Genomic DNA, 13,907 nt, shown 5'->3' with positions numbered 1-13,907 from the left:
GCATGGGCAACCCGCAGGGGCCCGACTTCCTGAGCCCGGCACCGGGCGCCCGGCCGGAGCCCGACGACGCGCCGCCGACCCGGCGGGGGGCCTTCGGCGGCCCGCCGCCTGCCCGGCTGGAGCCCCCGGCCGGCGGCCCGCCGCCTGTCTCACCGCCGCCCGTGCTGCCGCCGCTGATCGGGCCGCCGCCGCGTCCCGTACCGGCCGTGTCCGTCCCGGGGACGGACGGTGGGCGGAGCGCGCCCGAGTCGCCCCGGGGGCGGCTGCTGGTGGCGGCCGGGCTCGTGGCGGCGCTGACCGGCGCGCTCGGCGGGGCGGCGGTGGCCACGGCCGGCGCCGGGCTGTTCGAAGGGCCCGCGCCGGCCCCCGTCGCCGCCCTCCCGAGGGCGGCACCCGTCCCCTCCGCCGGGCTGACCGGCCTGAGCGCGACGGCGGCCCGCGTGCTGCCCAGCGTCGTCCAGATCGAGACGCGCAGCAGCGGCGGCTCCGGCTTCGCGGTGGACGAACGCGGACACATCCTCACCAACGCCCACGTGGTCAGGGGCAGCAGCCAGGTCACGGTGGTGCTGAGCGACGGCAGCCGGCTGCCCGCCCGCGTCGCCGGCGCCGACGACGGCGAGGACCTGGCCGTGCTGGAGCTGGACGACCCGAGCCGGCTTACCCCGGCTACGCTCGGCCGGTCCTCCGACCTGTCCGTGGGGGAGCAGGTGCTGGCCATCGGCTCGCCGCTGGGCCTGTCGGGGACGGTCACCGCCGGCATCGTCAGCGCGCTGGACCGGGAGGTGCGCCTGGGCGGCTTCTCCCGTACGGCCGTGCAGACCGACGCCTCCATCAACCCGGGCAACTCCGGCGGCCCGCTGGTGAACGCCCGGGGTGAGGTCGTGGGCGTGAACACCGCGATCGCGTCCGGCAGGGGAGGCGGCAACATCGGCATCGGGTTCGCCATCCCCATCGACCGGGCGGCGCCCATCGCGGACCGCATCATCCGAAACTAGGCTCGAAATATGCGACTGCTGGTGGTGGAGGACGAAGAAGACCTGGTCGACGCGTTGCGCGTCGGCCTGGTCCGGGCCGGGTACGCGGTGGACGTGGCCTACGACGCCCCTTCCGCGCACGAGAAGCTGCAGGTCAACACCTACGACCTGGTCCTGCTCGACCTCAACCTGCCCGGCGGCGACGGCTTCCAGCTCTGCCGGACCGTGCGCTCGGCCGGCCAGGGGGTACGCATCATCATGATCACCGCCCGCGACCGCCTCGACGACCGGGTCCGCGGCCTCGACGAGGGCGCGGACGACTACCTGGTCAAGCCGTTCGCCTTCCCCGAGCTGCTGGCCCGGGTACGGGCCCTGCTGCGCAGGGACACCGGGGGCGGCACCTCCGTGCTGGAGGTCGGCGGGCTGCGGATCGACACCGCCAGGCTGGAGGTGTCGCTCGACGGCCGGTCGCTGGCGCTGACCCCGAAGGAGTACGGCGTGCTGCACTACCTGATGACCAGGCCGGGCCACGTCGTGTCCGCCGAGGAACTGCTCGAACACGTCTGGGACGAGCACACCGACCCGTTCACCAGCACCGTCCGCGTCACGGTCGGCAACCTGCGCCGCAAGCTGCAGGAAGAGGGCCTGATCGAGACCGTGATCAGCCGTGGCTACCGGCTGAAGGAGCCGTCGTGATCCACACCATCCGCTTCCGGATCACCGTGCTCTACTCGGGGCTGCTGTTCGTGCTGGCCGCGCTCGTGCTCGGCGGCATCTACCTCGCTGTGTCCAAGACCACCGACCAGCGGCCGGTCACGACCGAGTTCGCGAAGGCGTACAGCGGCAACCAATACCTCGGCAAGCGCGAGGTGGTCTTCGTCGAGGAGGTGGAGAACCAGGTCAACGTCCAGACCATGGCCACGCTGCGCGACTACTCCCTCTACACCCTGGCCGCCCTGTACGTGGCCAGCCTGGGCATCGGCTGGGTGCTGGCCGGGCGGGTGCTGCGGCCGGTCAGGGCGATCACCCGTACGACGGAGGAGATCCAGGCCACCGACCTGAAGCGGCGCATCGAGCTGGACGGACCGCGCGACGAGCTGAAGGACCTGGCCGACACCATCGACACCATGCTCGACCGGCTGGAGGAGGCGTTCAGCGCGCAACGCCAGCTCATCGACGACGCCTCGCACGAGCTGCGCAGCCCGCTGACCATCATCAGGGCGAACGTGGACGCCGTGCTGGCCGCCCCCGACGCCAGCGAGGAGGAGCGGGTCAGGGCCGTGGCCATCGTGGACCGCGCGACCACCCGCATGACCCGGCTGGTCGAGGACCTGCTGGCCACCGCGAGGCGGCAGGGCACCGCGTTCGCCGACGCCGATCTCGACCTGGCCAGGGTGGTGGGGGAGGCGTGCGAGGAGTACGCCGCCCCCGCCGCGGCGCGCCGGATCGCGATCGTCCGCGACCTGGGCTCGGGGCTGGAGATGACCGGCGACGCCGACGCGCTGCGCCGCGCCGTGGCCAACCTGCTCTCCAACGCCGTACGCCTCTCGCCGCCCGGCGGCACGATCAGGGCCTCGGCGGGCCGGGACGAGGGCTGGCTCTGGGCGGCGGTCGGCGACGACGGCCCCGGGCTACGGGAGGCCGACCAGGCGCGGGTGTTCGACCGCTTCTGGCGCGGCGAGTCCAGCCGCAGGGACCGGCACACGGGCCTGGGCCTGGCCATCGTCCGCCAGATCGTGGAGTCGCACGGGGGCCGCGTGGCGGTGTTCTCGCAGCTGGGCCAGGGGTCCACGTTCGTGCTCTGGCTGCCTCCGCGCGGCGGCGTGCCCGGCACGCCGCCCGGCCACAACCCCCTCGCCGACCTGCTCGGGAACGCGTGAGACCGGCCTGCTCGGGAACGCCTGAGACGGGCCTGCTCGGGAACACTTGAAGCTCGGGAAACCCTAGTCCGGCCTGCGGCGGCACCAGGCCCTCGTGAGCAGGAAGGCCGCCACCGGCAGCACGACCACCGCGATCCGCAGGCCGAGCACGACCAGCTCGTAGGTCTCAGGAGGGACCGTCAGCAGCGCGGGCGCGGGCGGCGGCGGCGCGGGGAACCCGGGCGCCGAGCTCATCACCGGCGGCGGCGCCGAGACCCACGTGCCCGCCCAGAGCACGGTGAAGAACGTGATCACCCCGACGCCCAGCGCCGTCCGCGCGGGCGCCTGTGCCGGCCGGTCGAGCAGGTGGTGGACGTCGTGGTCGCCGGTGAACCGGCGCTCCAGGAACGGGTAGAACAGCAGCACGCCGAAGAAGACGGTCAGAACCAGCGGCGGGACCCAGAGCCCGAACTGCAGCACGTAGCCGCCGACCGTGACCTCCCAAGCGGGAACCAGCCGCTGCGCCCCTTCCAGCACCCCGGCGTACCAGAACGGCTGCGCCGACGGCGGCGCGCCGCCCGGACGGTAGGCGCCGTGCTCCCACACCGGGTTGACCCGGACGAACGTGGCCAGCAGCGCGATGAACCCGATCGTGAACAGCGCCGTCGCGCCGTTCTTGACCGCGAAGTAAGGGAAGAACGGCCCGCCGGTCACCGTCTGCTCGCCGGCGGCCGTGGCGCGCCGTTCGGTGTGCTTCTGCCGCCACGTGAGGATGAGCGCGTGCAGCGGCACCACGGCGAGCAGGATGCCGGGCACGAGCAGCACGTGGGTGACGAACACGCGCGGGATGACCTGGCCGGGGAAGCCGCCGTCGAACGCGAACGCCGACAGGTACGTCCCCACCAGCGGGATCGACAGCAGCAGCCCCTGCGCCTGCCGCAGCCCCGTCATCGCGAGCTGGTCGGCGGGCAGCGAGACCCCCAGGAACGACTCGAACAGGGCCAGCCCGAACAGCAGCGCCCCCAGCATCCAGGTCAGCTCGCGAGGTTTCCTGAACGCCCCGGTGAAGAAGACCCGGCACATGTGGGCCACGATCGCCAGCACGAACACCGTCGCCGCCCAGTGGTGCAGCTGGCGCATCAGCAGCCCGCCGCGCACCTGCACGCTGATCTCCACGACCGACTCGTAGGCCACGTCGGGGTTCGGTTTGTAGAACAGCGTCAGGAACGTGCCCGTGAGGATCAGTAGCACGAACGAGTAGAGCGCCAGCTCGCCCAGCAGGAAGGACCAGTGGCTGGGAAAGAGCTTGCGCAGCTGCGGCCGTAACCAGCGCCCGAACGGCAGCCGGTCGTCGAGGTAGCGCGCCGAGCCGACGGCGGCCCTGGCGGAGCCGGTGAGCACGCGGGCCCGCCGTCCGGGCTTGGTAGGAGTGGCCATGGGGGCCTCCTGGTGGGGGTGTGATCCGATTCTGCACCCGGGGGCCGCCTTTCTCAAGAATTGGTTTAAACCAATTGGTCTAATCCAATTTCATACCTGCTGGTCGTATAATTGGATTAGACCTTTCATGTGCCCTTTACCAGCGCAAACGGTGACTTAAGAGGGGAGTGCAGTTTCATCATCAATTCCCCCGGTAGAGTCCGGGACAGAGGCGTTTGATTGGAGCGTGTGGTGGCCAAGTACGTTTACGACTTCACCGAGGGCAACAGGAATCAGAAAGATCTTCTCGGCGGTAAGGGTGCGAACCTCGCCGAAATGACGAACCTCGGGCTGCCCGTTCCCCCTGGATTCACGATCACCAGCGAGGCCTGCCGCCACTACCTGACGGAAGGCTCCGTTCCGGAGGGGCTGGACCAGGAGGTCGCCGGGCAACTGGAGGCGCTGGAGGCCCGGATGGGCAGGAAGCTCGGCCAGGCCGGCGATCCGCTGCTGGTGAGCGTCCGCTCAGGGGCGAAGTTCTCCATGCCGGGGATGATGGAGACCGTGCTCAACATCGGGCTCAACGACGAGTCCGTCCACGGGCTGGCCAAGCAGGCCGGCGGCAACGACCGCTTCGCCTGGGACTCCTACCGCAGGCTCATCCAGATGTTCGGCAAGACCGTGCTCGGCATCGACGGCGACCTGTTCGAACGGGCGCTCGACACGCTGAAGGGCCGGCGCCAGGACACCGACCTGGACGCGGGCGAGCTGCAGGGGCTGGTGGAGACCTACAAGGGGATCGTCCGCGAGCAGACAGGCAAGGACTTCCCGGCCGACCCGCGCGAGCAGATGCGCCTGGCCGTCATGGCCGTCTTCGACTCGTGGAACGCCCCGCGCGCCATCCTCTACCGCCGCCAGGAGCGCATCCCCGCCGACCTCGGCACTGCCGTGAACATCATGGCCATGGTCTTCGGCAACTACGGCGACGACTCCGGCACCGGCGTCGCCTTCACCCGTGACCCCGGCACGGGACAGCAGGGCATCTACGGCGACTACCTGCAGAACGCCCAGGGCGAGGACGTGGTGGCCGGGATCCGCAACACGATCCCGCTGCAGGAGCTGGAGAACATCGACCGGCACTCGTACGACGAGCTGCTGCGGATCATGGAAGTGCTGGAGAACCACTACCGCGACCTGTGCGACATCGAGTTCACCATCGAGCGCGGCAAGCTCTGGATGTTGCAGACGCGGGTCGGCAAGCGCACGGCGGCGGCCGCGTTCCGCATCGCCACTCAGCTCGTCGACCAGGGCCTCATCACGATGGACGAGGCCGTCACCCGGGTCACCGGCGACCAGCTCGCCCAGCTCATGTTCCCCCGCTTCGACGCGGGTGCCCCCAAGCGGAAGATCGCCAAGGGCATGAACGCCTCTCCCGGCGCCGCCGTCGGCAAGGTCGTCTTCTCCTCCGAGCGCGCCGTCGAGCTGGCCGGGCAGGGCGAGGACGTCATCCTCGTCCGCCGCGAGACCAACCCCGACGACCTGGCCGGGATGATCGCCGCCAGGGGCATTTTGACCAGCAGGGGCGGCAAGACCTCCCACGCCGCCGTGGTGGCGCGGGGGATGGGCAAGACGTGCGTGTGCGGGGCCGAGGAGCTGGAGGTGCACACCGGCGAGCGCCGCTTCGCCGCCCCCGGCGGCGTGGTGGTCTCCGAGGGCGACGTCATCTCGATCGACGGGACGACCGGCGAGATCTACCTCGGCGAGGTGCCCGTCGTGGACTCGGCCGTGGTGGAGTACTTCGAGGGCGCCTCCGAGCCGGGCGACGATCTCGTCCGCGCGGTCGACCGCATCATGCGGCACGCCGACGGGGCGCGCAGGCTCGGCATCAGGGCCAACGCCGACACCAACGAGGACGCGGCCCGCGCCCGCCGCTTCGGCGGTGAGGGGATCGGGCTCTGCCGTACGGAGCACATGTTCCTCGGCGAGCGCCGCCAGCTGGTCGAGGACCTCGTGCTGGCCACCACGGACGAGGCCCGCCAGCAGGCCCTGGACGCCCTGGAGCCGCTCCAGAAAGCCGACTTCATCGGCATATTTCAGGCTATGGACGGTGCGCCCGTCACGATCCGCCTGATCGACCCGCCCCTGCACGAGTTCCTCCCCGACATCGTGGACCTGTCGGTCAAGGCCGCCACAGACACTGCCACGGACAAGGACCGCAAATTGCTGGCCGCGGTCAAGCGCCTGCACGAGCAGAACCCGATGCTCGGCCTGCGCGGCGTCCGCCTCGGCCTGGTCATCCCCGGCCTGTTCGCGATGCAGGTCAGGGCCATCGCCCAGGCCGCCAAGGAGGTGCCGGGGGCCAGGCCCGAGATCATGATCCCGCTGGTGGCCGCCGTACAGGAGCTGGAGGCGGTCCGCGAGGAGTCCGTCAGGATCCTCGCGGAGACCGGCGTGCAGGCCCTGGTCGGCACCATGATCGAGGTCCCCAGGGCGGCGCTGACCGCGGGCCAGATCGCGGAGGCGGCCGAGTTCTTCTCCTTCGGCACCAACGACCTGACCCAGATGGTGTGGGGCTTCTCGCGCGACGACGTCGAATCGGCCTTCTTCTCCCGCTACCTCGACCTCGGCATCTTCGGCGTCTCCCCCTTCGAGTCCCTGGACGAGGAGGGCGTGGGCCGCCTGGTCAAGATCGCCGTCGAGGAGGGCAGGGCCGCCCGGCCCGATCTGCACCTGGGGATCTGCGGCGAGCACGGCGGCGACCCTGCCTCGATCCACTTCTGCCACCACGTGGGCCTCGACTACGTCTCCTGCAGCCCGTTCCGCATCCCGGTGGCCCGGCTGGAAGCCGGCCGCGCCGCCCTGACCGACACCGACTCCGACACCCGCTGACGTTCCCGTGGGGTTGGTGGGGCTGTTGACAGAGCCCCACAAACCCCACGAAACTCTCCCGAAACACGCGTGCGGTCGCCAGCATGCGGTAAACGTTTACAGGAGAGTCCGATGCCCTTACCCCGATGGATCGCCGCCACCGCGCTCACGGTCGTGGCCGCGCTCAGCCTGACGGCCGGGCCCGGTGAGACGGGCGTACGGGCGGAGGGCCGGATCGTCACCGGCTCGGCCCCGTCGCCCGCCCTGGGCGAGGACATCGCCTACAACGTCTACCTCCCGGCCCGCTACGACCGGACCAAGGACCGCCACCCCGTGCTCTACCTGCTGCACGGCCGCGGCGACACCATGCAGGCGTGGACCCGCGTCAAGACCACGCTGGACGACATGATCCGCACCCGGCGCATCCCGCCGGTCATCGCCGTCATGCCGGACGCGCCGTGGAACGAGCGCGGCAACTGGTACGTGGACTCGCGCTACACCGGCACGGACCTCCCCGGCCGCCCGGTGGAGACCGCCCTGACCAGGGACCTGATCGCCCACGTGGACGCCACCTACCGCACGGCGCCCATCAGGCAGGCCCGCCTGGTCGGCGGCTACTCGATGGGCGGCGCGGGCGCGCTGCGGTTCGCGCTCGCGCACCAGGACCTGTTCGGCGCCGCCGCGGTGCTCAGCCCAGCCGTGTACGCGCCGCTGCCGCCGTCCGACTCCTCGGCCCGCGACTACGGCGCCTTCGGCGAAGGCGGCTCGAAGTTCTCGGAGGACGTCTACCGCGAGCTCAACTACCCGTCCCTGCTTCCCGGCCTGGACCAGGACCTGCCCGTCCGGCTGTTCGTGGCGGTCGGCGACGACGAGTACGCCAACCCCGACCCCGCCGACGCCCGCCACGACCTCGACTTCGAGTCCGCCGCCCTCTACAACGCGGCCAGGCGCTCGCCCGCGATCTCCGCGCAGCTGCGCGTCATGGACGGCGGCCACGACTGGACGGTCTGGGCGCCCGCCTTCGAGCAGGCCATGGCCGAGCTGGGCCCCGGCCTCAGCGTAGTCCCGCCGACCGGCCTGCCCGCCCCGCTGCACGGGACGCCCGCCGCCGACTGGGCCGGCGGCGTGGCCGCCCACGCCGACGGCTCCCTGACCCTCGGGTACGCCGCCGGCGGCCCGGTCGAGGGGCAGCCGCACGCCGGCCGCCTGGACGCCGTCCTGACCCGTACCGGCACGCAGCCCGGCACGGTGACGGACGATGCCGTTGCCCCGCCTGACGAGGCCGGCGACACCGGCGGCTGGACCAGGCAGCTCGGCACGGCGGCGGACGAGCGCCTGTACGGCGTCGCGGCCCTGCCCGACGGGGGCGTGCTCGCGGCCGGCTACACCAAGGGCGACCTGGACGGCCGCCATCCGGGCAACGCCGCCGACGACGCCTTCGTGGTCCGGCTGGACGCCGCCGGCGAGGTGCGCTGGCTCACCCAGTTCGGCGACCCGGCGGCAGCCGACCGCCTCTACGCGCTGAGCGCCGCTCCCGACGGGGGCGCGTACGTCGCCGGCTACACCAAGGGGTCGCTCGACGGCCAGAACGCCGGCGACAAGGACGCCATCGTCGCCCGCCTCACCCCGGACGGCGCGCTGTCCTGGATCCGCCAGTACGGCGGCCCCGGCGAGGACAAGGCGGCCGGCATCGCCGTAGGCACCTCGGCCGTCCACGTGACCGGCAGCGCCTCCGCCGCCCTGCCCGGCACGACCGCCCTCGGCGGCCTGGACGGCTGGATCGCCGCCTACACCACGGACGGCACCCGGCAGTGGGCCACCACCGCCGGCGGCCCGGAGGACGACCGGCTGAACGCGGTCACCGTCACCACCACCGGCCTGGCCGTCGCCACGGGCCTGTCGGCAGGGGACGCGCTCACCGTCGCCTACACCGGCAAGGGCGCGCGCCGCTGGCAGCACGTACTGGCCACGCCCCAGGCCGACGAGGGCGCCGCCGTGACCCCGCTCGCGGGCGGGGAGGTGCAGGTCGTCGGTTATACGCGGGGCCGGGTCGGCGTGCCGGCGGGCGGCGCCGACGTACTGGTGCTGCGTCTGGACGCCAAGGGGGCCCAGCGCGCCGCCACCCAGCTCGGGACGGCCCGCGACGACGGCGTGGACCCGTTCGCCGAGCCCGGTTTGTACGCCACCCCGACCCCCTCGGGCCAGGTGGCCGTCACGGGCCTGACCTACGGAACCCCGGCAGGCGGCACCGCACCGGGCAACGGCGACGTCTTCCTCACCACGTTGCCCGCCGCCTGAGCTGTCACGTCAGGGGCGTTTGCCCGCCACCCTGCCACCACTGGGGCCGCCTGAGCCGTCACGTGACGGACGCCCTGCCGACCACTGGGGCACCTGAGCCGTCACGTGACGGACGCTTCCCTCACCTCACCCTGCCCGCCTGATCAGGCGACGCTCGTCGGCTCGTCGTCCCAGTCGGGCAGGGTGGTCGTCCCGGAGACCCAGTCCCGCCGCAGGATCGCGTACCCCACGGAGTCGTACACCGGGCCGTCCGGCGCCGGCCAGGCTTCCCGGTAGTGCGACTCCTTCACGTAACCGCAGCGGCGGAAGACGGCCCGCATGGCCAGGTTGTCCTGCCGCGTGTTCGCCTCGATCCGGTTGAACGCGGGGAACTGCTCGAACAGGTAGCCGGTCAGCCACTTCAGCGTCGCCGTACCGAGCCCCCGCCCTCGCCACGCGGCCCGGATCCGCAGGTCGAACATGGGCGTCCAGTCGGTCAGGTCGTGCAGCCGCACCAGCCCGGCCCGCTCCCCGTCGGAGACCAGCCAGAACGTACGGTTGTCCGCGTCGTCGTAGACGCCGTCGGCGACCCGCCGCCGGATGGCCGTCTCCTCCTGGACGCTCGCATGGAAGGGCCACTCCTCGCCGGTCAGAAACTCGACCAGGGCATCGGCGTCGTCGGGGGAGAACCGAGAGAATTCAACGTTCACAGACCCGATCGTCCAGACCCCCACCACACCCCGTCAAACCCTTTTCACCACCCGACGATCATTACACTTCGCGAGGTCGATGGGCCAGAACGCGCTCGTCCCGCCGATCGGCTGTGGAGCCCGCCGCCGGCGTCGGCAGGCGTTGGGTGAGGGCCGGCCCGTCACCGCCCCGGAGGGTGACGGGCCGGCGGGTGAGGGTCAGTTCACGGTCACCGTGTGGCGGAGGCTGTTCAGGCCGGTCGTGGCCTCCCAGACGCCGTCGTTGGCGAGCCGGATCGCGTACTCCGGCCTGGACGGCAGTTGCGGGTCGGGCAGGTTGAGGAGCAGTGCATACGTGCCGGCCGGCAGGGACGCGGGCAGCGGCATCGTCTGCGTGATCGTGTTCGTGGCGCCGGCCTGCCACCTGCGCGGGTCGGCGGTGAGCGGGAAGCGGTGCAGGGCCGAGGTGGCGGTGTTGCGCAGCACCAGCTCCAGCCCGCGCGGGTTGAAGGGGGCGGCGTAGCCGTCGTTGCGCAGGGTGATGCTGACCGGCAGGCCGCCGCCACGGGGGGCGGTGGCGGGGTAGGTGCCGGTGGTCAGGGCGAGGCGGTAGCCGAGGCGGCGGGTGATCTCGGCCAGGCAGCCGCCGGTGTTCCAGCTGCCGAGCACGCCGGTGTGGTAGTCGGTGTTCAGGTAGGAGTAGTGGAAGCGCGACAGCTCGTCCATGGCGGTGGGGCAGTCGGAGCGGGGCGGGTTGGGGTTGCAGGTCTCGCCGCCCATGGCGACGTACGCGGTGTCGGAGCCGAGGTAGGGATATTCGACGGCCGGGTCCTCGTACGTGCCGTAGTCGTCCGGGCTGGCCAGGAAGCAGTCGTTGTGGTGCCCGAGCCGCGCCACGGCCGAGCCCCCGTAGGCCTGGCCGGAGGTCACCGGGCTGGTGGTGTACATCGTGCGCTTGAACTTCGGCGTACGCAGCTGCACCATCCGGGTCGACGGCAGGACGCTGAGGAGCTTGTCCACGACGGCCTTCCTGTTGGCCCAGTCGGCCGCGGTCACCGTGCCGGCGTTGCCGAAGTTCTGGGTGTAGTACCACTCGCCCCAGGCCCCGATGAAGCCGGCCTGCATGAGGTAGATGACGTCCCTGTTGGCACTCAGGTAGGGGGCGAGCTGGTCGAGGTGGGCGAGCACCCGGTCCTTGGCGGCGTCGGCGCCGTCGGTCGAGGTGGTGTAGGCGAAGCGCAGGATCATCTTCAGGCCCGCCGCCCGTACGGTGTCGAGCTGCTGCTGCAGTTGCTGCAGGGCGGCCGCGCCGATCGGGGTGGTCTTGAACTCGGCCAGGTAGAACACGCACATCACCAGGGAGATGTTCTGGCTCGTGCGGTAGCTCTGCAGGGTCGCCAGGGAGAAGTCGTTCTTGTCGCAGTCTCCGGTGTGGTGGTAGAGGCCGCGCTCGGGGTTGGCGAAGTCGGCGCTGGTGGGGGTGTAGGTGACGGTGCCGTTGCCGCCACCCCCTCCGCTGTAGACGTGGGTGTACTTGGCGGACGTCTCCAGCGGCGACTCCACCTGGAAGACGAGGTCGGCGTCGTTGGGGGTGGCGCTCTCGCCGAGGCTCGCGCGTGGCACCGTCCACCTGGCCGTGCCGCCGGTGGCCGAGTGGGTGACCGTGCCCACGAGCGTCCAGCTCCAGCCGCCGCCGTTGTGGCGGTAGAGGGAGCCGTTCTCCAGTAAGAAGTCGGCGCCGGCTCCGCCCTGGGCGAAGCCGGTCGCGGGATTGCGGTCGGTGTCGACGTACGTGCGGGTGTAGGCGGGGCTGCCGGTGTAGCCGAACTGGTACGTCACCGTCGTGGCGGTGTCGGTGGCCGAATGGCCGGTGATGGCGGCCAGCGCGGGGGAGGGCGCGACGAGGACCGACGCGCACAGGAAGAGGAGGAGGGTGAGACCGCGTGCGAGCTTGGGCATGGCGCTCCTAGAGGCAGGCAGGCCGGCGGGATGTTCGCGGATTGCTTGCGACTAATCATGGAATCCATGCGAATTAAGTCAAGACCCCGGTCAGCGCGCGCTGGTAGTAGTCGGGGGTGGAGCTTTAATAATCAGGGAGTCCCGAGTAATATTCGGCCGACGGGGTGACGGTCCTGTGCGCGTGCCCCGTGTGCCCCGCGTGCCCGTCGCGCGCGTCCACGATCACCGCCCCCGGCCGGGTCTGCCCGGTCCACGACTCAGGCGAGCCCGCCAGCACGAGCACGCGGTCGTACGGCCCCCGTTCCGGGCACCCGCGCGCCCCCTCGCCGACGAACAGGTGCGGCCGTATCCCCGCGGCGGCCAGGTTGCGGCCCGCCGCCTCCGCCACCGCCGGATCGCTCTCGATCGACGTGACGCCGCCCGCCTCGCCCGTCAGCCGGCACAGCAGCGCGGTCACCCAGCCGCTGCCCGTGCCGACCTCCAGCACCCGCTGTCCGGGGCCGACCTCGAGCAGCTCCAGCAGGTCGGCCACGGCGCTGGGGGCGGGGTTGACGCAGGTGTAGGCGGTGCCGCCGCGCTCGGAGGGGCGCGGGGTGGCGATCGGGCTGCCGGAATAGACGGCGTCCCACCAGCCGTGCGGATCGGTGTCGCGGTCGATCGGCACGGCGCCGCCGTCGTCGTCGAGCGCGAGGCCCTGCGAGGGGACGAACCAGTGGCGCGGCACCTTCCGCAGCGCTTGCGCGATCGGGCCGGTGGCGGGGGCGCGGCGCTCGGCGATGGCCGCGATCATCGCCTCCAGCCGCCAGGCGATGTGGGGCAGCATCGAAGAGCCCTGCCGGGTTCCGCCGTCATGCCTGCTCACAGCGCCTCCTTGGTCCGGGCGAATGCTAAGGGTGACCGTAAGGCCACTGATCGGAGTGTGGCAAGACGGTCGGGAAAAACTCTTGCCGCGCGGCCCTCCCGCGCGCGACTTTCCGCCTCATCCGCCGCGATGCCACAGACTCGTCACCTGAGGTGATCGATCTTGGCACGATCGGCCGAGGATGAGCGGGCGTCGCGCGGGCGGGTGGTGATCGGGCAGGCTGGGACTCATGCCTGAGACACCACTTCCGGGAGGGTTCGTCAACGCCGTCGTCCGCGTCGGCGACACCGTCCGCCGCCGTCCCTCAGAGCGGGCCGCGTACGTGCACGAGGTGCTGCGCCTGTTCGAGCGGAGCGGCTGGCGGGGCGCGCCGCGCTTCCTCGGCCTCGACGGCGAGGGCCGCGAGATCCTGGGGTACGTGGACGGGCACGTCGCGTGGGAGGAGGTCCAGCCGGACGGCGTCGGCTCGGACGAGAGCCTGGCCCGGGTGGCCGCCCTCGTCCGCGAGTTCCACGACCTGACCGCGGGCACCCCGCAGGCCGGCGACGACGAGGTGGTCTGCCACAACGACCTGTCGCCGAAGAACACCGTCTACCGGGACGAGGGGGCGGGGCTGCGGCCGGTGGCGTTCATCGACTGGGACCTCGCCGGGCCGGGGCGGCGGATCCACGACGTGGCCCACGTGTGCTGGCAGTACGCCGGCCTCGGGCCCGGCGCGGAGCCGGGCGTGGCCGCGCGGCGGATGCGGGTGATCTGCGACGGCTACGGACTGGCGGAGCGCGGTGAGGTGGTGCCGACCGTGCTGTGGTGGCAGGAGCGGTGCCGCGACGGCATAGTGGCGGACGCGGCGGCCGGCCTGCCGCACGCCGTCCGGTTGGTCGCGGACGGGGTCGTCGAGCGGGTGGGCGCCGCCCGCGACTGGGTCGCCGCACAGCGCGCCGACCTCGAACGAGCCCTCCGCTGAGCCCGACCTGGTTCTCGGGCGAGCCCTCCGCTGACGCCC

10 protein-coding genes are annotated in these 13,907 nt (G+C 71.9%); 6 read left to right on the top strand and 4 right to left on the bottom strand.

Annotated elements, in window-relative coordinates:
- Nucleotides 1–2: 2 nt before the first annotated feature.
- Genes AB0C27_RS02985 through AB0C27_RS02975 form a run of 3 tightly spaced genes read left to right on the top strand, consistent with a single transcriptional unit; the run spans nucleotide 3 to nucleotide 2,854 of the window.
- Complete coding sequence (locus AB0C27_RS02985) at nucleotides 3–995, top strand: trypsin-like peptidase domain-containing protein (protein ID WP_357836906.1); 993 nt, start codon at nucleotides 3–5, stop codon at nucleotides 993–995.
- 9 nt (nucleotides 996–1,004) lie between these two features.
- Entirely contained in the window at nucleotides 1,005–1,670 is a 666-nt protein-coding gene (locus AB0C27_RS02980) for a response regulator transcription factor (protein WP_357836903.1), read from the top strand.
- Entirely contained in the window at nucleotides 1,667–2,854 is a 1,188-nt protein-coding gene (locus AB0C27_RS02975; protein WP_346115336.1) for a HAMP domain-containing sensor histidine kinase, read from the top strand. The genes AB0C27_RS02980 and AB0C27_RS02975 overlap by 4 nt, the downstream gene beginning before the upstream one ends.
- A 63-nt stretch (nucleotides 2,855–2,917) precedes the next feature.
- Here AB0C27_RS02975 and AB0C27_RS02970 read toward each other — a convergent pair whose 3' ends face one another.
- Nucleotides 2,918–4,270, bottom strand: coding sequence for a cytochrome b N-terminal domain-containing protein (locus tag AB0C27_RS02970; protein WP_357836900.1), 1,353 nt, complete (start codon nucleotides 4,268–4,270; stop codon nucleotides 2,918–2,920).
- A 231-nt stretch (nucleotides 4,271–4,501) separates the two neighbouring features.
- On the opposite strand from AB0C27_RS02970, the gene ppdK reads away from it, so the two are divergent.
- Nucleotides 4,502–7,138 carry a pyruvate, phosphate dikinase gene (gene ppdK, locus AB0C27_RS02965; protein ID WP_357836897.1) on the top strand — a complete coding sequence of 879 codons (2,637 nt, stop codon included), beginning with the start codon at nucleotides 4,502–4,504 and terminating at the stop codon, nucleotides 7,136–7,138.
- A 111-nt stretch (nucleotides 7,139–7,249) separates the two neighbouring features.
- Complete coding sequence (locus tag AB0C27_RS02960; protein ID WP_357836894.1) at nucleotides 7,250–9,415, top strand: alpha/beta hydrolase-fold protein; 2,166 nt, start codon at nucleotides 7,250–7,252, stop codon at nucleotides 9,413–9,415.
- Between the two features lie 143 nt (nucleotides 9,416–9,558).
- Here AB0C27_RS02960 and AB0C27_RS02955 read toward each other — a convergent pair whose 3' ends face one another.
- From AB0C27_RS02955 to AB0C27_RS02945, 3 genes are all read right to left on the bottom strand, one after another.
- Nucleotides 9,559–10,104: a GNAT family protein gene (locus tag AB0C27_RS02955; RefSeq protein ID WP_357836892.1), complete on the bottom strand. Its 546-nt coding sequence runs from the start codon at nucleotides 10,102–10,104 to the stop codon at nucleotides 9,559–9,561.
- Between the two features lie 198 nt (nucleotides 10,105–10,302).
- Nucleotides 10,303–12,042, bottom strand: a complete 1,740-nt coding sequence (locus tag AB0C27_RS02950) for a DUF4832 domain-containing protein (RefSeq protein ID WP_357836889.1) — start codon at nucleotides 12,040–12,042, stop codon at nucleotides 10,303–10,305.
- A gap of 124 nt (nucleotides 12,043–12,166) precedes the next feature.
- The gene (locus tag AB0C27_RS02945; protein ID WP_357836886.1) at nucleotides 12,167–12,904 is read right to left on the bottom strand and encodes a hypothetical protein; all 738 of its coding nucleotides are present in this window, start codon (nucleotides 12,902–12,904) and stop codon (nucleotides 12,167–12,169) included.
- 229 nt (nucleotides 12,905–13,133) lie between these two features.
- Between AB0C27_RS02945 and AB0C27_RS02940 the strand changes: the two genes are divergently transcribed.
- Complete coding sequence (locus tag AB0C27_RS02940; RefSeq protein WP_357836883.1) at nucleotides 13,134–13,868, top strand: phosphotransferase; 735 nt, start codon at nucleotides 13,134–13,136, stop codon at nucleotides 13,866–13,868.
- The last annotated feature ends 39 nt before the right edge of the window (nucleotides 13,869–13,907 follow it).

This window comes from Nonomuraea sp. NPDC048882, assembly GCF_040649755.1.
Lineage (GTDB): Bacteria > Actinomycetota > Actinomycetes > Streptosporangiales > Streptosporangiaceae > Nonomuraea > Nonomuraea maheshkhaliensis.
Note: the sequence above shows the minus strand (reverse complement) of the source record. Positions and strands in the feature narration are given on the sequence as shown.